The organism is Pseudomonas sp. ANT_J12, assembly GCF_008370045.1.
Classification (GTDB): Bacteria; Pseudomonadota; Gammaproteobacteria; order Pseudomonadales; family Pseudomonadaceae; genus Aquipseudomonas.
Map to the genome: position 1 here is coordinate 466,420 of NZ_VOBN01000001.1, position 20,048 is coordinate 486,467.

At 61.6% G+C, this 20,048-nt stretch carries 18 protein-coding genes and 1 riboswitch; of the genes, 13 read left to right on the top strand and 5 right to left on the bottom strand.

Annotated elements, in window-relative coordinates; all coding sequences use genetic code 11:
• The first annotated feature begins 10 nt into the window (after positions 1-10).
• A complete protein-coding gene (locus FQ192_RS02300; RefSeq protein WP_149657189.1) occupies positions 11-832 on the top strand; it encodes an HDOD domain-containing protein in 822 nt (273 codons plus the stop codon).
• Positions 833-936: 104 nt separating this feature from the next.
• On the opposite strand, the gene FQ192_RS02305 is transcribed toward FQ192_RS02300, so the two are convergent.
• Together FQ192_RS02305 and FQ192_RS02310 are read right to left on the bottom strand one after the other, a co-directional pair.
• A complete protein-coding gene (locus FQ192_RS02305) occupies positions 937-2,325 on the bottom strand; it encodes a sensor histidine kinase (protein ID WP_149657190.1) in 1,389 nt (462 codons plus the stop codon).
• Entirely contained in the window at positions 2,318-2,989 is a 672-nt protein-coding gene (locus tag FQ192_RS02310; protein ID WP_054046730.1) for a response regulator, read from the bottom strand. The genes FQ192_RS02305 and FQ192_RS02310 overlap by 8 nt, the downstream gene beginning before the upstream one ends.
• Positions 2,990-3,223: 234 nt before the next feature.
• Between FQ192_RS02310 and FQ192_RS02315 the strand changes: the two genes are divergently transcribed.
• From FQ192_RS02315 to FQ192_RS02335, 5 genes are read left to right on the top strand one after another with little or no spacing between them, the layout of a single operon-like run.
• Positions 3,224-4,516 (top strand): OprD family porin, encoded by a 1,293-nt coding sequence (locus FQ192_RS02315; RefSeq protein WP_149657191.1) that lies wholly within the window; start codon positions 3,224-3,226, stop codon positions 4,514-4,516.
• Positions 4,517-4,555: 39 nt separating this feature from the next.
• Entirely contained in the window at positions 4,556-5,533 is a 978-nt protein-coding gene (locus tag FQ192_RS02320) for a tripartite tricarboxylate transporter substrate binding protein (protein WP_149657192.1), read from the top strand.
• Positions 5,534-5,592: 59 nt separating this feature from the next.
• Positions 5,593-6,051 carry a tripartite tricarboxylate transporter TctB family protein gene (locus FQ192_RS02325; protein WP_149657193.1) on the top strand — a complete coding sequence of 153 codons (459 nt, stop codon included), beginning with the start codon at positions 5,593-5,595 and terminating at the stop codon, positions 6,049-6,051.
• Between the two features lies 1 nt (position 6,052).
• Positions 6,053-7,567: a tripartite tricarboxylate transporter permease gene (locus tag FQ192_RS02330; RefSeq protein ID WP_149657194.1), complete on the top strand. Its 1,515-nt coding sequence runs from the start codon at positions 6,053-6,055 to the stop codon at positions 7,565-7,567.
• The gene (locus tag FQ192_RS02335) at positions 7,560-8,603 is read left to right on the top strand and encodes an AbrB family transcriptional regulator (protein ID WP_149657195.1); all 1,044 of its coding nucleotides are present in this window, start codon (positions 7,560-7,562) and stop codon (positions 8,601-8,603) included. Before FQ192_RS02330 ends, FQ192_RS02335 begins: the two co-directional genes overlap by 8 nt.
• 105 nt (positions 8,604-8,708) lie before the next feature.
• On the opposite strand, the gene ung is transcribed toward FQ192_RS02335, so the two are convergent.
• Complete coding sequence (gene ung, locus FQ192_RS02340) at positions 8,709-9,404, bottom strand: uracil-DNA glycosylase (RefSeq protein ID WP_149657196.1); 696 nt, start codon at positions 9,402-9,404, stop codon at positions 8,709-8,711.
• Between the two features lie 132 nt (positions 9,405-9,536).
• Between ung and FQ192_RS02345 the strand changes: the two genes are divergently transcribed.
• Positions 9,537-10,649 (top strand): enoyl-CoA hydratase/isomerase family protein, encoded by a 1,113-nt coding sequence (locus FQ192_RS02345; protein ID WP_149657197.1) that lies wholly within the window; start codon positions 9,537-9,539, stop codon positions 10,647-10,649.
• Positions 10,650-10,704: 55 nt separating this feature from the next.
• Here the strand turns inward: FQ192_RS02345 and FQ192_RS02350 are convergent, their stop codons facing one another.
• Entirely contained in the window at positions 10,705-11,115 is a 411-nt protein-coding gene (locus FQ192_RS02350) for a hypothetical protein (protein WP_149657198.1), read from the bottom strand.
• Positions 11,116-11,314: 199 nt separating this feature from the next.
• Positions 11,315-11,584, bottom strand: a complete 270-nt coding sequence (locus tag FQ192_RS02355) for a hypothetical protein (RefSeq protein ID WP_149657199.1) — start codon at positions 11,582-11,584, stop codon at positions 11,315-11,317.
• A gap of 274 nt (positions 11,585-11,858) precedes the next feature.
• A riboswitch (guanidine-I (ykkC/yxkD leader) is annotated at positions 11,859-11,959 on the top strand.
• A 63-nt stretch (positions 11,960-12,022) separates the two neighbouring features.
• Between FQ192_RS02355 and FQ192_RS02365 the strand changes: the two genes are divergently transcribed.
• The 6 genes from FQ192_RS02365 (at position 12,023) to FQ192_RS02390 (ending at position 20,040) form a co-directional block, all read left to right on the top strand.
• Positions 12,023-13,090: a putative urea ABC transporter substrate-binding protein gene (locus tag FQ192_RS02365; RefSeq protein WP_149657200.1), complete on the top strand. Its 1,068-nt coding sequence runs from the start codon at positions 12,023-12,025 to the stop codon at positions 13,088-13,090.
• A gap of 17 nt (positions 13,091-13,107) precedes the next feature.
• Positions 13,108-13,923 carry an ABC transporter permease gene (locus FQ192_RS02370; protein WP_054615877.1) on the top strand — a complete coding sequence of 272 codons (816 nt, stop codon included), beginning with the start codon at positions 13,108-13,110 and terminating at the stop codon, positions 13,921-13,923.
• Positions 13,920-14,708: an ABC transporter ATP-binding protein gene (locus tag FQ192_RS02375; RefSeq protein ID WP_149657201.1), complete on the top strand. Its 789-nt coding sequence runs from the start codon at positions 13,920-13,922 to the stop codon at positions 14,706-14,708. Before FQ192_RS02370 ends, FQ192_RS02375 begins: the two co-directional genes overlap by 4 nt.
• A gap of 14 nt (positions 14,709-14,722) precedes the next feature.
• On the top strand, positions 14,723-15,448 hold the full coding sequence (locus FQ192_RS02380; protein WP_149657202.1) for an urea amidolyase associated protein UAAP1: 726 nt from the start codon (positions 14,723-14,725) through the stop codon (positions 15,446-15,448).
• An 11-nt stretch (positions 15,449-15,459) separates the two neighbouring features.
• Positions 15,460-16,101 (top strand): urea amidolyase associated protein UAAP2, encoded by a 642-nt coding sequence (locus tag FQ192_RS02385; protein ID WP_149657203.1) that lies wholly within the window; start codon positions 15,460-15,462, stop codon positions 16,099-16,101.
• A 228-nt stretch (positions 16,102-16,329) separates the two neighbouring features.
• Positions 16,330-20,040 (top strand): urea carboxylase, encoded by a 3,711-nt coding sequence (locus tag FQ192_RS02390; RefSeq protein ID WP_149657204.1) that lies wholly within the window; start codon positions 16,330-16,332, stop codon positions 20,038-20,040.
• Positions 20,041-20,048 lie beyond the last annotated feature (8 nt).

The following is a 20,048-nucleotide window of genomic DNA, read 5'->3' on the forward strand; positions in this document are numbered from 1 at the left end:
GAGAACAGAAATGAGTGAGCTGGCGGATAAGGTCCAACAGGATTTGGTTGAGGCCATCGATAACGATGACCTGGTTCTGCCAACATTACCGGAAGTGGCCCTGCGGATTCGCAAGGCCGCTGAAGATCCGGAAATCAGCGTTAGCACCTTGAGTAAGGTGATTGGCCGCGATACCGCACTGTCGGCGCGCCTGATCAAAGTGGTCAACAGCCCGTTGCTGCGGGCGACCCAGGAAGTCACCGACCTGCACACCGCCATCACCCGGCTGGGCGTGAATTACAGCAGCAACCTGGCCATTGGCCTGGTGATGGAGCAAATCTTCCACGCCAGTTCCGAGGTGGTAGAGCAGAAAATGCGCGATGTCTGGCGCAAAAGCCTTGAAATCGCCGGGATCAGTTATGCCCTGTGCCGCCGTTACACCCAGCTCAAACCGGATCAGGCAGCCTTGGGCGGTCTGGTGCATCAGATTGGGGTGCTGCCGATCCTGACGTACGCCGAAGATCACTACGAACTGCTCTCGGACCCGGTCAGCCTCAATCATGTGATCGACCGCATTCATCCGCTGCTGGGCGATAAACTGCTCAGCGTCTGGGAATTTCCGGAAATGCTGGTGAAATTGCCGGGCCAGTATCTGGACTTCAAGCGTGAGTCCGCAAAGGTGGATTATGTCGACCTGGTGCAGGTCGCCAGCCTGTATTGCCACAAAGGCACCGACCACCCGCTGGCGCGCATCGACGCGTTCAGTGTGCCGGCCTTCAAGAAGCTGGGGATTGATCCCGAGAACGAGGCGATGTGCCTGGAGCTGGAAGAATCCAGGTCGATGTTTTATTAATCGAGACCGAGTTGCGGCCTTCGCGGGCAAGCCTTGCTCCTACAGACGCAACGAGCCCTCTGCAGGAGCGAGGCTTGCCCGCGAAGAGGCCGGCACAAACACCCTCACTCCCCGGCAATAAAACTCACCCTCACCTTCAACCCCGCACGCTCCCCGTCGTGAAGACTGATCTGCGCCAAATGCGCACGACAAATCTCCCCCACAATCGCCAACCCCAACCCGGACCCCGCGACCTGCTGATTACGCCGGTAAAAGCGCTCGAATACCCGATCGCGCTCTTCCAGGGGAATGCCCGGCCCGTCGTCCTCAACCTCCAACACGGCGGGTGCCGTTACGCGCAGGATCACATTGCCGCCCGGCGGTGTGTGGGCCAGGGCGTTGTCCACCAGATTGCTCAGCAATTCGTTTAACAACGTCGGTTCACCGCGCAACCACACCGGTTCGTCCGCTTCCAGCGCCAGCGCCACGCCGCGCGCGTGGGCCAGTGGTGCCATGGCCATGCCCAGTTCCCGAGCCAACTGGCTCAGGTCCAGCAGCTGTGCGCCCCCCTCGGCAATCGCCCGCGCGCCATTTTCGACCCGCGCCAGGGACAGCAACTGGTTAGCCAGATGGGTCAGGCGATCCGTGCTCTGGGCGGCCGTCTCCAACGTACTGCGCCAGGTTTGCGGTTCGCTGGCGCGCAAGCCCAGTTCAAGACGCGCCTTGAGCGCCGCCAACGGCGTGCGTAATTCATGGGCGGCATCGGCGATAAATTGCGCCTGACGCTCGAACTGCCCGCGCAGACGCTCGGTAAAGTGATTGAGCGCCCGCACCAATGGCCACAGTTCATGCTGCACTTCTACCAACGGCAAGGGACGCAAATCGTCGGACTGGCGCTCTTCCACCGCCGTGCGCAGGCGCTCCAGCGGCCGTAATGCGGCACTCACCGCAAACCACACCAGCAGCAACGCACCAATCGCCAACATCCCCAGGCGCAGCAGCGTATCCGCCGCCAGACTGCGGGCCATGCTGACCCGCGCCTCGTCGGTTTCCGCAACACGGATTTCCGCCATGCCGTTCATATTCGGCTCGCTGACGGGTTTGAGCAGGCTCACCACGCGCACGTTCTGCCCGCGATAAACGGCGTTGTAGAAACGCGCCAGCGCCGGATAGTCATCGGTGCGCGGCGTACCCGGTGGTGGTGGCGGCAGGTTTTCGTAGCCGGAGATCAGGTTCTGGTGGATGTCGTTGACCAGATAAAAGATTCGCCCGGCGCTGTCGTAGGCGAACGTATCGAGCGCCACGTAAGGCACGTCGGCGCTGAGGGTGCCGTCGCGCTGGGAGACCCCGGCGGCGATGGTCCGCGCCGAGGCCAGCAAGGTCCGGTCATACGCCGTGTCGGCGGCTTCGCGACCGTTCCAATAAGCGCTCAAACCACTGGCCAGCATCAACACCACCAGCAGCAACGCCAGATTCCACAGCAACCGCCAGCGCAGGCTGCTCGGCTTATGCATCGCGGCTTTCCAGCAAATAGCCGAGGCCGCGGAAGGTCACGATCGCCACGGGTTGGCCGTCGAGTTTCTTGCGCAAACGGTGGACGTAGATTTCGATGGCGTCGGGGCTGGCCTCTTCGTCCAGGCCAAACACTTGAGAAGCCAATTGTTCCTTACTCATCACCCGACCGGGACGAGCGATCAAAGCTTCAAGCACTGCCTGCTCGCGAGAAGTCAGGGTCAGCAATTCTTCGCCGAGGGTGAAGCGCCGGGTGTCGAGGTCATAGGCCAGCACGCCGCAGCGCTGTTGACGCTCGCCGCCGAGCACGCTACGGCGCAGCAAGGCTTTGACCCGGGCCTCGAGTTCGGTCAATTCGAACGGCTTGGCCAGGTAATCGTCGGCGCCCAGATTAAGGCCGTGAACCCGATCCTTGACGTCGCTGCGCGCGGTCAGCATCAACACCGGCAGGTTCTTGCCCCGGGCTCGCAAACGCGCCAGCACTTCGAAACCATCCATTCGTGGCAGGCCGACGTCGAGGATCGCCATGGCGTATTCCTCGCTGCTCAAGGCCAGGTCGGCCGCCACGCCGTCGTGCAGCACATCCACGGTCAGACCCGTGCTCTTGAGCGCCTGGGCGACACTTTCGGCGAGCTGCAGATGGTCTTCGACGAGCAGGACACGCATGGCTTTTTACCTCATTCAGGGATGGTCGACGCCATTCTTTGCCGCGGAGTTTACAGCCGCAACCGCCGCTGTGAAGCCCTAAAACCGTGAAAGTCAGCTGAAAGGTTAGCGAAAGGTTGGCCGGTTAGAGTCCAGCCACGGACAGTTTTAACTGGCCGTCGCTAGCGCACTAGTGAACACGAAAAACGCCTCGATGCGTTTTCGCCAATAAGAACAATAACGGAGTACTTCACGATGCTGTCCATGCAGCTTCAGGCTCGCCCGCCTGTTCGTTTTTCCCGCCTCAGCCAGACCGCCCTTGCCAGTGCCGCCGCCTTCGCCGGCTTTTCGCCGTTGAGCCAGGCTGCCTTCTTCGAAGACAGTACGGCAACCCTTGAAACCCGCAACATGTATTTCAACCGCGACTTTCGCGACGGCACCAGCGCCCAGCAATCCAAGCGTGACGAATGGGCCCAGGGCTTTCTGCTCAATCTGCAATCGGGTTACACCGACGGCACCGTGGGGTTCGGTGTCGATGCGCTGGGCATGCTGGGGGTCAAGCTCGATTCGAGTCCCGACCGCACCGGCACTGGCTTGTTGCCGACCCATGATGACGGCCGCGCCGCCGACGAGTACTCCAAACTGGGCCTGACCGGCAAAGTAAAAATCTCCGCCACCGAACTGAAAATCGGCAGCCTGATTCCGGAACTGCCGATCCTCAAGCCCAACGACGGACGCATCCTGCCGCAGACCTTTGAAGGCGGTCTGCTGACCTCCAAAGAGATCAAGAACCTGACCTTCACCGGTGGCCGACTGGAGAAAGCCAAGGACCGCGACAGCACCGATTTCGAAGACATTGCCCTCAACAACAAGAACAGCCGTTTCGCCGGCACGGCCGCCGGCAAGCACTTCGATTTTGGCGGCGTGGACTACAAGTTCACCGACAAGATCACCGGCAGCTACCACTTCGCGCAACTCGATGAAGTCTATAACCAGCACTTCCTCGGCGTGGTCGCCTCGCAACCGTTCGGCCCGGGCACTTTCGGCACCGACCTGCGACTGGCGATCAGTGATGACCAGGGCGCGGCCCGTGGCGGCAAGATCGACAACAAATCCCTCAACGGCCTGGTGAGCTATGCCTTGAGCGGGCATAAATTCAGCGCCGGTTATCAGCACATGTCCGGCGACAGTGCGTTCCCGTATGTCGATGGCGCCGACCCGTACCTGGTCAACTTTGTACAGATCAACGACTTTGCCGGTGCCGAAGAACATTCCTGGCAGGCACGCTACGACTTCGACTTCGCCAAACTCGGCATCCCCGGCCTGAGTTTCATGAGCCGTTACCTGAGCGGTGACAACATCAAGCTCAAGAACGGTGACGAAGGCAAAGAGTGGGAGCGCAACACCGAGATCAAATATGTTGTACAAAGCGGCGCGCTCAAGGACGTCGCCGTGCGCCTGCGTAATGCCACCTACCGTTCCAACTACTCCGCTCGCGATGCCGATGAAGTGCGTCTGCTGGTGAGCTATAGCGTTGCACTTTGGTAATTCAGTACATCCATAACAACAACTCCCAAGGAGACTTGAATGAACTTATCACTGCGTAAAGTTGCTCTGACCGCCAGCGCCCTGCTGTTCGCCGGCCAACTGATGGCCGAGCCCAAGCGCCCGGAATGCATCGCCCCGGCCTCCCCCGGCGGCGGTTTCGACCTGACCTGCAAACTGGCGCAAAGCGCGCTGGTGAATGAAAAACTGCTGACCAAACCGATGCGCGTGACCTACATGCCCGGCGGTGTCGGCGCGGTGGCGTACAACGCGGTGGTCGCCCAGCGCCCGGCGGATGCCGGCACGCTGGTGGCGTGGTCCAGCGGTTCGCTGCTGAACCTGGCCCAAGGCAAGTTCGGGCGTTTCGATGAAACCAACGTGCGTTGGCTGGCCGCGGTCGGCACCAGCTACGGCGCCATCGCGGTGAAAAGCGATTCGCCTTACAAGACCCTCGACGATCTCGTTCAAGCGTTGAAGAAAGATCCGAGCAAAGTGGTGATCGGTTCCGGCGGCACTGTCGGCAGCCAGGACTGGATGCAAACCGCGCTGATCGCCAAGGCCGCCGGGATCAACCCGCGCGACCTGCGTTACGTCGCCCTCGAAGGCGGCGGTGAAATCGCCACCGCCCTGCTGGGCGGCCACATCCAGGTCGGCAGCACCGACATTTCCGACTCCATGCCGCACATCCAGAGCGGCGACATGCGCCTGCTGGCGGTGTTCTCCGACAAGCGTCTGGACGAGCCGGAAATGAAGGACATCCCGACGGCCAAGGAGCAAGGCTACGACATCGTCTGGCCAGTGGTTCGCGGCTTCTACCTCGGGCCGAAGGTCAGCGACGAAGACTACGCCTGGTGGAAAGACGCTTTCGACAAACTGCTGGCTTCCGAGGACTTCGCCAAGCTGCGCGATCAGCGTGAGCTGTTCCCGTTCGCCATGACCGGCCCGGAGCTGGACACCTACGTGAAGAAGCAAGTCGCGGACTACAAAGTGCTGGCCAAAGAGTTCGGCCTGATCCAGTGATCGTCTCTGTCTAGCGGCTGCGACCCCGTTTTCGCGGGGTCGCGGCACAGGAGTTCCTCATGCTCTTACAACGCATTTTTGCTTCGGTGTTGCTGGCGGCCTGTGTCGGCCTGGCGCTGATGGCGTGGCCATACCAAGCGGCTTTTTCCTACGAACCGGTGGGGCCACGGGCCTTCCCTTTGTTGATGCTGGCCCTGATGGGCGTGGCGCTGTTGTACATGGTGTTTCGTCCCGCACCGATCAAACACAACCCTGACGAACCACCGATGGACCGCGAGACCCTGACCAAAATCGGTATCTGCGTGGTGCTGCTGCTAGTGTTCGCGGGGACCTTCGAACCCCTTGGTTTCATTGTCGCAAGCATCCTGACCGGGATACCGATGGCCCGCCTGTACGGCGGCCGCTGGCTGCCCAGCGTGGTGATCATCAGCCTGATGGCGATCGGTCTTTATTTGCTGTTCGACAAGGTGATGGACGTGCCGCTGCCCTTAGGCGTGCTCGACGTTCTGGAGAACTGATATGGATACTCTTGGCTATTTGGGGCACGGATTTGGCGTCGCACTGACCCCGTACAACCTGGTGACCGCACTGTGCGGCACGCTCATTGGCACCGTGGTCGGCCTGCTGCCGGGCCTGGGCCCGATCAACGGCGTGGCGTTGTTGATCCCGATCGCATTCGCCCTCGGCCTGCCACCGGAATCAGCACTGATCCTGCTGGCGGCGGTGTACCTGGGTTGCGAATATGGCGGCCGGATCAGCTCGATCCTGCTGAACATACCCGGTGAAGCGTCCACCGTGATGACCACCCTCGACGGTTACCCGATGGCCCGCAAAGGCCTGGCCGGTGTAGCGCTGTCGTTGTCGGCATGGAGTTCGTTCATCGGCGCGTTTATCGCCACCTGCGGCATGGTGCTGTTCGCCCCGTTGCTGGCGAAATGGGCGATTGCCTTTGGACCGGCGGAATACTTCGTGTTGATGGTGTTTGCGATTGTCTGCCTGGGCGGTATGGCGGGTGATCGTCCGCTGAAAACGTTTATTGCGGCGCTGATCGGTCTGTTTCTGTCGACGGTCGGCATCGACGCCAACAGTGGTGTGTACCGCTTCACCGGGGACAACATCCACCTGACCGACGGCATCCAGTTCGTCGTGTTGGTACTGGGCCTGTTCTCCATCAGCGAAATCCTCCTGCTGCTGGAAAAAACCCACCACGGCCAGGAAGCGGTGAAAGCCACCGGCCGCATGATGTTCAACTTCAAGGAAGCCTCGGCGGTGTTCGTGGTGAACATTCGTTGCGGCGTGCTGGGCTTTATCATGGGCGTGTTGCCCGGTGCCGGCGCGACGCTGGCCAGCGCCGTGGCCTACATGACCGAGAAACGCATTGCCGGCGCCAAAGGCACCTTCGGCCAGGGCGACATGCGCGGCCTCGCAGCGCCGGAAACCGCCATCGGCGGCGCAGCGTGTGGTGCACTGGTGCCGATGCTGACCCTTGGCGTTCCAGGCTCGGGCACCACCGCGGTGATGATCGGCGCACTGTCGCTGTACAACATCACCCCGGGACCGCTGCTGTTCCAGCAACAACCGGACATCGTCTGGGGCCTGATCGCATCGTTGTTCGTCGCCAACATCATGCTGGTGATCCTTAACATCCCGATGATCCGCATCTTCACCCGCATCCTCGCCGTACCCAACTGGGCGCTGGTGCCGGTGATCGCGATCATTACCGGGATCGGCGTCTACGCGGTGCACGCCACCACGTTCGACCTGTTCCTGATGGTCGGCATCGGCATCTTCGGTTACCTCCTGCGCAAGCTGGACTTCCCGTTGTCGCCGGTCCTGCTGGGGTTCATCCTCGGCGGCTTGATGGAGCAAAACCTGCGTCGTGCGCTGTCGATTTCCAACGGTGCGCTGGAGATTCTCTGGTCCAGCCCGATCACGTTTGGTGTCTGGGTGCTGACCGCAATCATGCTGCTGATGCCAATCATCCGGATCTGGCGCAAACGTTCGGCCTCCCGGCGCGCTATCGCCGATGTCTGATCGTCCGTTCAAAACCTGGTGGGGAACACCGCTGGTCGGCCTGCTCGGCGGTTACCTCGCCAGCCAGGTCGGCTGGCCGCTGCCGTGGATGGTCGGCTCGTTGCTGGCGATCATCCTGGTGCGCTGCCTCACGCCCTGGCAATTGGCGGAAATCCCGGGCGGACGCAAGTGCGGGCAGTGGATCGTCGGCATCGGCATCGGCCTGCACTTCACCCCGGTGGTGATGGAGCAGGTGCTGAGCCACTTCGGCTTGATCTTCTTCGGTGCGCTGGTCACCAGCCTGTCCAGTGTGGTCGGGGTCTGGTTGATGCGGCGTACCGGGGAGGATCGCGCCACTGCATTCTTTTCCAGCATGCCGGGGGGCTCCGGGGAGATGGTCAACCTCGGCGCGCGCAATGGCGCGGTGCTCAGCCGGGTCGCGGCGGGGCAGAGTTTGCGGGTATTGGTGGTGGTGCTGTGTGTGCCGGCGGCGTTCAAGTATTTGCTGGGGGACGGTACGCCAATCGGGCATGCCACGGTGGTTGATTGGCGCTGGCTGGCGATGCTGTTCCCGGCGGGCGCCCTGCTCGCCTGGGGCTGGCAGCGCTTGCGTCAACCCAATCCGTGGCTGTTCGGGCCATTACTGGTCAGTGCCGCGGTGAGTATTGGTTGGGACCTGCACATTGGATTGCCCAACGGTGGCAGCCAGATTGGCCAGTGGCTGATTGGCAGCGGGTTGGGGTGTCACTTCAATCGGCAGTTCTTCCGCCGGGCGCCGTCCTTTATGGGGCGGACGTTGATCGGCACGGTGTTGACCATGTTGATCGCCACGGCGGCGGCCTTGGGGTTGAGTGCGCTGACCCATCTGGATTTGCGCTCACTGACCCTGGGCATGATGCCCGGCGGGATTGCGGAGATGAGTTTGACGGCGGAGACGCTGCAATTGTCGGTGCCGCTGGTGACGGCAATGCAGGTGATGCGGCTGTTGTTCGTATTGTTTCTGGCGGAGCCGTTGTTCAAGTATTGGAATCGAGCGCCGGATTCCCCCCTACCCTGATCGTTCCCACGCTCTGCGTGGGAATGCAGCCCGGGACGTTCCACGTCCCAAAGCGGACGCGGAGCGTCCAATGAGGCGTTCCCACGCGGAGCGTGGGAACGATCATTACGCGACCGGCGGCAACCGCCATTCAATCGGCGTCTCGCCATTCTGTTCCAGAAACTTGTTGGTCCGGCTGAAGTGCCCACACCCCAGAAAACCACGATAAGCGGACAACGGTGACGGATGCACCGAGGTCAGCACCAGGTGCTTGGTGGCATCGATGAGTTTCTGCTTGCTCTGGGCATGGGCGCCCCACAGCATGAACACCAGATGCGGCTGATGTTCGCTGACCACTTCAATGATCCGATCGGTGAAGTACTGCCAGCCCTTGTCCTTGTGTGCATTGGCGTTGGCGCGCTCGACGGTCATGGTGGTGTTGATCATCAGCACGCCCTGGTCGGCCCAGCTTTGCAGACAGCCATGGCTCGGGATGTCGATGTTCAGGTCGCGCTTCAACTCTTTATAGATGTTCACCAGCGACGGCGGCGCCGGCACGCCCGGTTGCACCGAGAAGCACAAGCCATGGGCCTGGCCCGGGCCGTGATACGGGTCCTGGCCGAGGATGACGACTTTGACCTTGTCCAGCGGCGTCGAGTTGAGCGCGTTGAAGATCATCGGGCCAGGGGGATAGATTTCCTTGCCCGCCGCGCGCTCCTGTTGCAGGAATGAGCGCAACTCTGCCATGTAGGGCTGGTCGAACTCAGCACGCAGTGCCTCCTTCCAGCTCGGTTCGAGTTTGATACGGTCGTCAGCAGTCATGGTCATACCCGGCAAAAACAATGGGGCGAACCCTAGGAAAGCTGAGCAGGCTTGTCAATTGATCTGACACAGAACCGGCACTTTCCTGCAATGCGATCATACTGAACGCTCAAATTCCCGATCGAGGTCACGATGAATCTGCACTTCGAAGAACTCACCGGCACCGACGGCGCGCGCATCGGCATCGCCAGCCTGGATGCCGAACAGTCGTTGAATGCCCTCTCCCTGCCAATGATCAACGCCCTGCGCGATCAGATGGACGCCTGGGCCAAGGATCCGCAAATCGTCTGCGTCCTGCTGCGCGGCAACGGCGCCAAGGCCTTCTGCGCCGGCGGCGAAGTGCGCAGCCTGGTCGAAGCCTGTCGCAATCATCCCGGGGAAGTACCGCCCCTGGCCGCGCAATTCTTTGCCGCGGAATATCGCCTGAACTTCAAGCTGCACACCTACCCTAAACCGCTGATCTGCTGGGGCCACGGCTACGTACTCGGCGGCGGCATGGGCCTGCTGCAAGGCGCGAGCATCCGGATTGTCACGCCGAGCAGCCGCTTGGCGATGCCGGAAATCAGCATCGGTTTGTACCCGGACGTCGGCGCCAGTTGGTTCCTGTCGCGGTTGCCGGGCAAGCTCGGGTTGTTTCTCGGCCTGACCGGCGCGCATATGAACGCGCGGGATGCGATCGACCTGGATCTGGCGGACCGCTTCCTGCTCGAAGAACAGCAAGAAGAACTGGTCGAAGGCCTGCTGCAATTGAACTGGCAGGAACAGACCTCGATGCAGCTCAACAGCCTGCTCAAGGCGTTGCAGCAGGAAGCCGTCGCACAGATGCCCGAAGCGCAATGGCTGCCGCGCCGCCAGCAGATCGACGAACTGCTGGATGTCAGCGACGTGCGCTGCGCCTGGAAAGCCATCAGCCATCTTCGCGACTCCACCGATCCGCAGCTCAGCCGCGCGGCGAAGACCATGACCGAAGGTTCACCCGTGACCGCTCATCTGGTCTGGGAACAAATCGTCCGGGCCCGGCATCTGTCGCTGGCTGAAGTCTTTCAGATGGAATACACCCTGAGCCTCAACTGCTGCCGTCACCCCGAATTCAGCGAAGGCGTGCGGGCGCGGTTGATCGACAAGGACCAGAAGCCGCGCTGGCACTGGCCGGACATCAATAACGTGCCGGATGCGGTGGTCGAGGCGCATTTCCATAAGGTGTGGGAAGGTCGGCATCCGTTGGCGGATTTGTCGGATTACTGAAATCCGGGCACAAAAAAAGCGGCGCTTGATGCGCCGCTTTTTTTATCGCTGCTGATTAACGGTGATTGCCCCGGCCATCGCGACCGTCATGATCGCCACGCCCGCCTCGGTGGTCGCCTCGACCACCACGACCACCGCGGTCATTGTCCCAGTTGCCCCGGTTGCGGCCATCCCAGCCGCCCCGATCATGCCGTTGCCAGCCACGGTTGTGGGACTGGTAATAGCGCGGCTGCGGCTGGTAATAACGCGGCGCCGAGTAATAACGGGGAGCCGGCTGGTAGTAACGCGGTGCAGGTTGGTAATAGCGTGGTGCCGAGTAGTAGCTGCCACCGCCCGAGTAATAAGCCGGCGCAGGGGACGAGTAGACCTCAGAACTGTAGTAGCTGCCTCCATCTCCGTAGGAATAGGGAACGCATGCACCAAGGGACAAACTCAACACGACCAGCATAAGAATTCGACGATACATGGCGGCCTCCTGGACCGCGGGTGAGCCACACCAGCGACGCTGGCAGGCGACAGTCAATTGATGGCGACTGTCGAAAGATCAGACATCGATTTCGGAATCTGGTGCGTTCATGAAACACATTGAAACAACTCGCCGATGAAAGGTTTTTCATCTTTGCCCTGAAAAAACGGCGCCGCCCTCAATGGCGGCGCCGTGCTGATCAATGGCGACCGTAGCGACCGCCACCGCCGTGGTAATAGCCCGGCCCGTGACCGCCGTAATACCCGTGGTTGCCGTAGTAATAGTAGCGATAGCGACCGTAGTACCGAGGGTAGGAATAGCCGTAGTAATAAGGCGAGTAGTAATAGCCGGGGTAGTAATACGGTGTGGCGTACACGTCCGCAGTGCCAGCGTAGTAATAGCAACCGGACAAGCCCAGGCCCAACACCGCGCCCAGCAACAATCGACGAAGCAGTTTTTGATAAACCATGGCGGCCTCCTGAAAGACCCGCGACAGCAGTCGGCACAGGCCCGACTCGCACCTGTTTTGACTGTGAAACCGACACCGAGTGCGCGCCGGCCAAAACCTTCTGATCAGCGGCCCATTGCGGTGCGCCGCTGCACCATGACAAAGCAATCACACGCCCTCTCCCGCCCGTCATTCGCCGTCATGCCCCAGCCCAGACGCTTTGCGCCGACTTGGCACGGCTCTCGCTTTAGTAAAAGCGTGCAGGAGTCATCACAGGTTCGCGGCACCACAATTTGCAATGGCTGACTAGGGTTCCGGCTCGCTTAAGCGAGTGGCTGGTCCGAGAGTTGGCGACCTCCAGTTGAGGTTACACGGCGGGACAAAAGCCCGGGAGACAAGCCACCGTTCGCGGTGCCGCGTTGACTCCTGCCCGCCCTTGATCAACTGGAGAACCATCCCATGACCCGACTTCGTTTACCCGCCCTGCTCGCCGCCGCGTTTGCCGCCCTCGTCAGCGTCTCGTCCCACGCCGCCCAGAAAGACCACTTCAGCGTCTGCTGGACGATCTATGCCGGCTGGATGCCCTGGGAATACGCCGGCAGCCAAGGCATCGTCGACAAATGGGCGAAGAAGTACGGGATCAAGATCGATGTGGTGCAGCTCAACGACTACGTCGAATCCATCAATCAATACACCGCCGGTCAGTTCGACGGCTGCAACATGACCAACATGGATGCGCTGACCATTCCGGCGGCCGGTGGCGTGGACAGCACCGCGCTGATCGTCAGCGATTTCTCCAACGGCAACGACGGCGTCGTGCTCAAGGGCGAAGGCAAGAAAGTTACCGACCTCAAGGGCATGGACGTCAATCTGGTGGAACTGTCGGTCTCGCACTACCTGCTGGCCCGGGCCCTGGATTCGGTCGATCTCACCGACAAAGACCTGAAAGTGGTCAACACCTCCGACGCCGACATCTCGGCCGCCTTCAACACCGACCAGGTCAACGCCGTTACCACCTGGAACCCGATGCTCTCGGACATCAAAGCCAAGCCCGGTGTGACCGAAGTCTTCAACTCCAGCCAGATCCCCGGCGAAATCATGGACATGATGGTGGTCAACAGCGCCACCCTCAAAGACAACCCGGCCCTGGGCAAAGCCCTGACCGGCGCCTGGTTTGAAGTGGTCGAGTTGATGAACGCCAAGAACGCCGCGAGCAAAGCCGCTCTCGAGCACATGGCCAAAGCCTCGGGCACCGATCTGGCGGGTTTCCAATCGCAACTCGACACCACCAAATTGTTCTCCACCCCGCAGGAAGCCCTGGCGTTTTCCACCAGCAAGCAACTGCCGGAAACCATGCGCAAGGTCGCCGAGTTTTCCTTCCAGCACGGCTTGCTGGGTGAAGGCGCCAAGGACACCAGCGCCGTGGGCATGGCGTTCGCCAACGGCGTGACCAGCGGTGACAAGGCCAACCTCAAGCTGCGCTTCGACCCGAGCTACGTGCAGATGGCTGCCGACGCCAAGTTGTAAGACTGGAGGACCTGGCCATGCGCCTGATCAATCGCCACCCGGATCGCCCGAGTCGCTTGCTGTTGGTGATCCTGCCGTTCGCCCTGGTGCTGCTCGCCTACTTCCTGGGCTCGGCCGAGCGGCTGACGGACAACCCCAACGACAAGCTGCTGCCCAGCGCCGTGCAAATGACCGATGCGGTGAAACGCCTGGCCTTCGTCGCCGACAGCCGCACCGGCGACTACCTGCTCTGGCAAGACAGCGCGTCCAGCCTGCGACGGCTGGCGATCGGCCTGGGCATCAGTGCCTTGGCCGGGTTGTGCCTGGGCATGGCGGCCGGCACCTTGCCGCTGTTCGGCGCGCCGTTGTCGCCGCTGCTGACGGTGCTTTCGATGGTGCCGCCCCTGGCGATCCTGCCGATTCTGTTCATCGTCTTCGGCCTGGGCGAGTTGTCGAAAGTGATGCTGATCGTGATCGGTATCACCCCGGCGCTGGCCCGGGATCTGGAACAGCGTGCGCGGGAAATCCCCGTCGAGTTGCTGATCAAGGCCCAGACCTTGGGCGCTTCGACCTGGACCTTAATGCTGCGGGTGGTGCTGCCGCAATTGTTGCCGCGCCTGCTGATCTCGTTGCGGCTGATGCTCGGTTCGGCGTGGCTGTTCCTGATCGCCGCCGAAGCCATCGCCTCCACGGACGGCCTCGGTTACCGGATTTTCCTGGTTCGCCGCTACCTGGCGATGGATGTGATCTTGCCCTACGTGGTGTGGATCACCCTCCTCGCCTGGCTGATGGATTGGGGCCTCAAGCGCCTGACCCAACGGGCCTTCCCTTGGTATGAAGGAGCGCGGGCATGAGCTTCATCACGGTGAAAAACGTCTGGCAGCAATACGCCGATCAGGTTGTTCTTGAAGGTCTGAACCTGAGCGTCAACGAAGGTGAGTTTTGCACCTTGGTCGGCGCGTCGGGTTGCGGCAAATCGACCTTCCTGCGCCTGTTGCTGGGCCAGGAAAAAGCCAGTCGCGGCGAGATCCTGCTCGACGGCCAGGCCCTGGCCGGCGAGCCGGATGCCAGCCGTGGCGTGGTGTTCCAGCGCTATTCGGTGTTCCCGCATCTGACGGTGCTGGACAACGTCGCCCTCGGCCTCGAACTGCCCCGCTCACCGCTGCTCGGGCGCTTGTTCGGCAACGCGAAAAAAGACGCCCGCGAACAGGCCTCGGTGCTGTTGCACAAAGTCGGCCTCGGCCACTCGCTGGACAAGTACCCGGCGCAGCTCTCCGGCGGCATGCAACAACGGTTGGCCATCGCCCAGGCGTTGATCATGAAACCCCGGGTGTTGCTGCTCGACGAACCCTTCGGTGCCCTCGATCCGGGCATCCGCAAAGACATGCACGTTCTGCTGCTGGAGTTGTGGCGCGAGACCCGACTGACGGTGTTCATGGTCACCCATGACCTGTCCGAAGGGTTCAGCCTCGGCACCCGTTTGCTGGTGTTCGACAAGGTCCGCCTCGATCCGCATGCCCCCGGCGCCTATGGCGCACGCATCACCTACGACATCCCTTTGAACAGCGACCGCCGCGCCACTCGCGCCGCCGTCGATGCCTTGCCGACTGAGTTGGCAGGCACGCTTCGCACCGCTTAAGAGGACTTTCAAAAATGACTGATTCAACCCAACTGTTCCCGCCCTTCGCCGAAGAAATGCTTCCCGGCGGCGGCCATCGCTCCTTCGTATTGAAACGCGGCCAACTGCTGCGTCTGACCGACCTGCGCGGTGGCGCCAATGTCAGCCTGACGCTGCTCAACGCTAACGAAAAAACCGAACGCCTGAACCTGCCCGACAGCCTCAAATGCCAACACACCGCCAAGCTCACCATCGGCCACTGTTTGTACTCGGACATGGGTCGCGTATTGGCGGCGATTACCGCCGACACCTGCGGCTGGAGCGACAGCCTCGGCGGCGTGCTCTGCGCTGAAGAAGTCGCGCAAAAGTACGGCACCGGCCGCTATCAGGAACTGCGCAACGGCTTCTTTCGCAACGGCACCGACAACCTGTTGGTGGAACTGGGCAAGTGGGGGCTGGGCCTGTCGGATTTGCTGATGACCCTCAATTTGTTCAGCCGGGTGAATGTCGACGAGGCCGGACGCTTCCACTTCGTCGAGGGCAACTCCAAGGCCGGCGACTACATCGAGTTGTACGCGCCGATGGACACGCTGGTGGTGCTCACGGCCCTGCAACACCCGATGGATCCGTCGCCCGAATACGCACCAAAACCCTTGAAGCTGAGCTGGATGAACGCCGACCCAAGCGTCGCCGAACACTGCCGTACTTCGCGCCCGGAAAACGAGCGCGGCTTCATCAACACCGACCGTTTGTTCGCCTGAGGATCGCTGCCATGTCACTCGCCATCGCTACTTCACACCAGCAGCCTGAGAACGCCGTGTACCGCGCCACCATCCCCGCCGGGGAACCCTGGCTGATGGAGGTCAAGGCCGGCCAGACGTTGCGCATCCTCGACCTGGAAGGCAACCAGGCGGTCGATACCTTGTTCTACAGCGTCGCCAACCCGAAGGAACGCTACGACGTGCAACGCACCTTGCGTCGGCAGAACAGCGTCTACCTGAGCACCGGCAGCGTGCTCTATTCCAACCTCGGCAAACCGATGTTGACCATCGTCGCCGACACCTGCGGCCGTCACGACACCCTCGGCGGCGCCTGTGCCCAGGAGAGCAACACCGTGCGTTATGCGTTGGAGAAACGCTACATGCACAGCTGCCGCGACAACTACCTGCGGGCCTGTGTCCACGACGGGCGACTGGGCAAGGGTGACATCGGGCCGAACATCAACTTCTTCATGAATGTGCCCGTCACAGCGGATGGCGGGCTGACGTTTGAAGACGGGATTTCGGCGCCGGGCAAGTACGTGGATTTGCGGGCGGAGATGGACGTGATCGTGTTGATCTCCAACTGCCCGCAGTTGAACAACCCGTGCAATGCGTACAACCCGACACCTGCGGAGCTCTTGGTATGGAACTGAAATTGGCGCGGTTGCGTAAATGGTTGTTTGCCCTGTGCCAGGCCCGTTCAGGCCAGTGCCTGCAACAGCGAGAGCACCGCTAAACCTTGTGGCGAGGGAGCAAGCTCCCTCGCCACAAAAAGCGCGAAATTCGTTCATCCGGGACGGCCCGGGTGCCTTTCGAAAAACTGCGGGACGGCCCGCAACCCAGGTCGAGGCTGATGCGTTATCGCCTCCGGGGGTTTTGCCATGTTCGAAAAAGTCCTGATTGCCAACCGTGGTGCCATTGCCTGCCGCATCCTGCGCACCTTGGGTGAATTGCAGGTCAAGAGCGTCGCCGTTTACTCCGAAGCCGATGCCGCGAGCCTGCATATTTTGCAGGCCGATGAAGCCCACAGCCTCGGCGAAGGCGCCGCCGCCGGCACCTATCTGGCGGTGGATAAAATCCTCGCCATCGCCCAAACCTCTGGCGCCACGGCCATTCATCCCGGCTACGGATTTCTTTCAGAAAACGCTGCCTTCGCCGAAGCCTGCGAAGCCGCCAACATCGCCTTCATCGGCCCAACGCCACAGCAGTTGCGAGTGTTCGGTCTCAAGCACACGGCCCGCGCGTTGGCCAAACAACATGGCGTGCCGATGCTCGAAGGCACCGAATTGCTCGACAGCCTCGACGCAGCACTGATTGCCGGCGAACAGGTCGGCTATCCGGTGATGCTCAAAAGCACCGCCGGTGGTGGCGGCATCGGCATGCGCGTGTGCCGTAGCGCGGCCGAGTTGAGCGAGTCCTTCGAAGCCGTAAAACGCCTCGGTCAGAACAACTTCAGCGATGCCGGGGTGTTCATCGAGAAGTACATCCAGCGCGCCCGGCATCTGGAAGTGCAGGTGTTTGGCGACGGTCGCGGCGAAGTGATTGCCCTCGGCGTGCGCGATTGCTCGGTACAGCGGCGCAACCAGAAAGTCCTCGAAGAAACCCCGGCGCCGAACCTGCCCGAGGGCATGGCGGATGAGCTGTGCGCGGCGGCGATCAAACTGGCGAAAGCAGTGAATTACCGCAGCGCCGGGACGGTGGAATTTGTCTTCGACAGTGAAGACCAACGCTTCTATTTTCTGGAAGTGAATACGCGATTGCAGGTTGAGCACGGCGTCACCGAACAGGTGTGGGGCGTGGACCTGGTGCGCTGGATGGTCGAACTGGCGGCCGGTGATTTGCCGCCCTTGTCCGAGCTAAGTCGTGGATTGAAACCTGAGGGCCATGCGATTCAGGCACGGCTTTACGCGGAAGATCCGGGCCGGGATTTCCAGCCGAGTCCGGGCCTGCTGACGGCGGTGAATTTCCCTGCTGCCGATGGCAGAAAATTGCGCATCGACACCTGGGTCGAGGCCGGTTGCGAGATCCCGCCGTACTTCGACCCGATGATCGCCAAGCTCATCAGTTGGGCGCCGACCCGGGAGCAGGCGCTTACAGATTTGCATCAGGCCTTGGGCGACAGCCTGCTCTACGGCGTGGAAACCAACCGCGATTACCTGCGCCAGATTCTGCTCGATACGCCGTTCGCCAGCGGTCAGCCGTGGACGCGGTGCCTGGAAGGTCTGGTGTACCAAGCCAACACCTTTGAAGTACTCAGCGCCGGGACGCAAACCAGTGTTCAGGACTACCCCGGTCGCCTCGGTTACTGGGCGGTGGGCGTACCGCCGTCGGGGCCGATGGACAGTCGAGCGTTGCGTCTGGGCAACCGATTGCTGGGCAATGACGAAGGTTTTGCGGCACTGGAAATCACCATGAGCGGGCCGTTGCTGCGCTTCAACTGTGATGCTGTGGTGGCGGTGACCGGGGCGGTGATTCCGCTGACGTTGAACGGTGACGCGGTGCCGATGAACACCGCGTTGCTGATTCCGGCCGGCGCTACGTTGAGCCTCGGCACGATGGCCGGGAGCGGCGCCCGTAGCTACCTGTGCCTGCGCGGCGGACTGCAAGTGCCGGATTATCTGGGCAGTAAAAGCACCTTCACCCTGGGCCAGTTTGGCGGGCATGGTGGGCGGGCGTTGCGGGCCGGGGATGTGTTGCATGTGCCTTTGTTGATTGACCGCAGTGCCGGTGCGCAGCTTCCGAACATTGCTGATCTGCCTGCCGTGCGACAGATTCGAGTGATCTACGGCCCGCACGGTGCACCGGAATACTTCACCGAACATTACATCGGCACCTTCTTCGCCACTCAGTGGGAAGTGCATTTCAACTCCAGTCGTACCGGCGTGCGACTGATCGGGCCGAAGCCGGAATGGGTGCGGGCCGATGGTGGTGAAGCGGGGCTGCATCCGTCGAACATCCACGACAATCCGTATGCGATCGGGGCCGTGGATTTCACCGGCGACATGCCCGTGATACTCGGCCCGGACGGCCCTAGCCTGGGCGGGTTTGTGTGCCCGGTGACGGTGATCGAGGCGGATCTTTGGCAGTTGGGGCAGCTCAAGGCCGGGGATAAGGTGCAGTTTTTGCCGGTGGACCTGCAGACCGCTCGATCACTGGCCACACGAGCCCTCTGTGGCGAGGGAGCTTGTCGGATCGCCCCACCGTCCCGTTCGGCTGCGCAGCAGTCGCCAATCGGCCAACTCCAAACACCTGATGTGCCGTGGCGGGAAAATTTGGGGGCGCTTCGCACCCCAACGGGGGCAAGCCCCCTCGCCACAAGTAATGGGTCTCTACATAAATTGATGTCGCCCGTTGTACTGGATCTTGGACAGGACGACACGAGACTGGTGGCCAGATTATCGGGCGACACACATCTGCTCCTTGAGATCGGCGCCCCGGAACTGGACCTGGTCCTGCGCTTCCGCGCTCACGCCCTCATGCAGGCGCTCGAAAGCAAACACCTGCACGGCGTCATCGACCTCACTACCGGCATCCGCTCGCTGCAAGTGCACTACCAACCCGAGCAACTGCCGCTGGCCGATCTGCTCGGCATCATCGCCGGTGAATGGGACGCCGTGTGCGCCGCCAAGGACCTACAAGTCCCGTCGCGCATCGTCCATCTGCCGCTGTCCTGGGACGACCCGGCCTGCCAATTGGCAATCGAAAAATACATGACCACCGTGCGCAAGGACGCGCCGTGGTGCCCGAGCAATCTGGAGTTCATCCGCCGCATCAACGACCTGCCGAACCTCGACGAAGTGCAGCGTACGGTGTTCGATGCGAGCTATCTGGTGATGGGCCTGGGCGATGTCTACCTCGGCGCCCCGGTCGCCACCCCGCTCGATCCGCGTCATCGATTGGTGACCACCAAATACAACCCGGCCCGCACCTGGACCGCCGAGAACTCGGTGGGCATCGGCGGCGCGTATATGTGCGTGTACGGCATGGAAGGCCCCGGCGGTTATCAGTTTGTCGGGCGTACCTTGCAGATGTGGAATCGCTACCGCGAAGTGGCGGCGTTCGACGGCAAACCGTGGCTGCTGAGGTTCTTCGATCAGATCCGTTTCTACCCGGTGAGCGCTGATGAGTTGCTGCGCATTCGCCGGGATTTCCCCCTCGGGCGCTTCGAACTGAACATCGAGCACAGTCAGTTGAACCTGGCGGATTACCAAGGGTTTCTGGCGCAAGAAGCCGAGAGCATTGCGGCGTTCCGCGACCAGCAAAAAGGCGCGTTCAATGCCGAACGCGAACGCTGGATCGCCAGCGGCCAGGCGCATTTCGACAGCGAGGAATTGATTCCGGAAGCGACCGAAGACGCACCGCTGGCCAGCGGTCAACAGAGCGTCGACAGCCACATCGCCGGCAACCTCTGGCAGGTTCAGGTTGAAACCGGCACCCGGGTTGAGGCCGGGGATGTGCTAGTGATTCTGGAGTCGATGAAGATGGAAATCCCGCTGCTGGCGCCGATGGCCGGGGTAGTACGGGAGATTCGCGTGCAACCGGGTTCGGCGGTGCGCGCCGGGCAGCGGGTCGTGGTACTGGACCTCGACTGAACTCATTT

What these genes read in the sequence shown, in the direction of transcription:
- FQ192_RS02300 (WP_149657189.1), top strand. Translation starts at nt 11, where the DNA reads ATGAGTGAGCTGGCGGATAAGGTCCAACAGGATTTGGTTGAGGCCATC.
- FQ192_RS02305 (WP_149657190.1), bottom strand. Translation starts at nt 2,325, where the DNA reads ATGCATAAGCCGAGCAGCCTGCGCTGGCGGTTGCTGTGGAATCTGGCG.
- FQ192_RS02310 (WP_054046730.1), bottom strand. Translation starts at nt 2,989, where the DNA reads ATGCGTGTCCTGCTCGTCGAAGACCATCTGCAGCTCGCCGAAAGTGTC.
- FQ192_RS02315 (WP_149657191.1), top strand. Translation starts at nt 3,224, where the DNA reads ATGCTGTCCATGCAGCTTCAGGCTCGCCCGCCTGTTCGTTTTTCCCGC.
- FQ192_RS02320 (WP_149657192.1), top strand. Translation starts at nt 4,556, where the DNA reads ATGAACTTATCACTGCGTAAAGTTGCTCTGACCGCCAGCGCCCTGCTG.
- FQ192_RS02325 (WP_149657193.1), top strand. Translation starts at nt 5,593, where the DNA reads ATGCTCTTACAACGCATTTTTGCTTCGGTGTTGCTGGCGGCCTGTGTC.
- FQ192_RS02330 (WP_149657194.1), top strand. Translation starts at nt 6,053, where the DNA reads ATGGATACTCTTGGCTATTTGGGGCACGGATTTGGCGTCGCACTGACC.
- FQ192_RS02335 (WP_149657195.1), top strand. Translation starts at nt 7,560, where the DNA reads ATGTCTGATCGTCCGTTCAAAACCTGGTGGGGAACACCGCTGGTCGGC.
- ung (WP_149657196.1), bottom strand. Translation starts at nt 9,404, where the DNA reads ATGACTGCTGACGACCGTATCAAACTCGAACCGAGCTGGAAGGAGGCA.
- FQ192_RS02345 (WP_149657197.1), top strand. Translation starts at nt 9,537, where the DNA reads ATGAATCTGCACTTCGAAGAACTCACCGGCACCGACGGCGCGCGCATC.
- FQ192_RS02350 (WP_149657198.1), bottom strand. Translation starts at nt 11,115, where the DNA reads ATGTATCGTCGAATTCTTATGCTGGTCGTGTTGAGTTTGTCCCTTGGT.
- FQ192_RS02355 (WP_149657199.1), bottom strand. Translation starts at nt 11,584, where the DNA reads ATGGTTTATCAAAAACTGCTTCGTCGATTGTTGCTGGGCGCGGTGTTG.
- FQ192_RS02365 (WP_149657200.1), top strand. Translation starts at nt 12,023, where the DNA reads ATGACCCGACTTCGTTTACCCGCCCTGCTCGCCGCCGCGTTTGCCGCC.
- FQ192_RS02370 (WP_054615877.1), top strand. Translation starts at nt 13,108, where the DNA reads ATGCGCCTGATCAATCGCCACCCGGATCGCCCGAGTCGCTTGCTGTTG.
- FQ192_RS02375 (WP_149657201.1), top strand. Translation starts at nt 13,920, where the DNA reads ATGAGCTTCATCACGGTGAAAAACGTCTGGCAGCAATACGCCGATCAG.
- FQ192_RS02380 (WP_149657202.1), top strand. Translation starts at nt 14,723, where the DNA reads ATGACTGATTCAACCCAACTGTTCCCGCCCTTCGCCGAAGAAATGCTT.
- FQ192_RS02385 (WP_149657203.1), top strand. Translation starts at nt 15,460, where the DNA reads ATGTCACTCGCCATCGCTACTTCACACCAGCAGCCTGAGAACGCCGTG.
- FQ192_RS02390 (WP_149657204.1), top strand. Translation starts at nt 16,330, where the DNA reads ATGTTCGAAAAAGTCCTGATTGCCAACCGTGGTGCCATTGCCTGCCGC.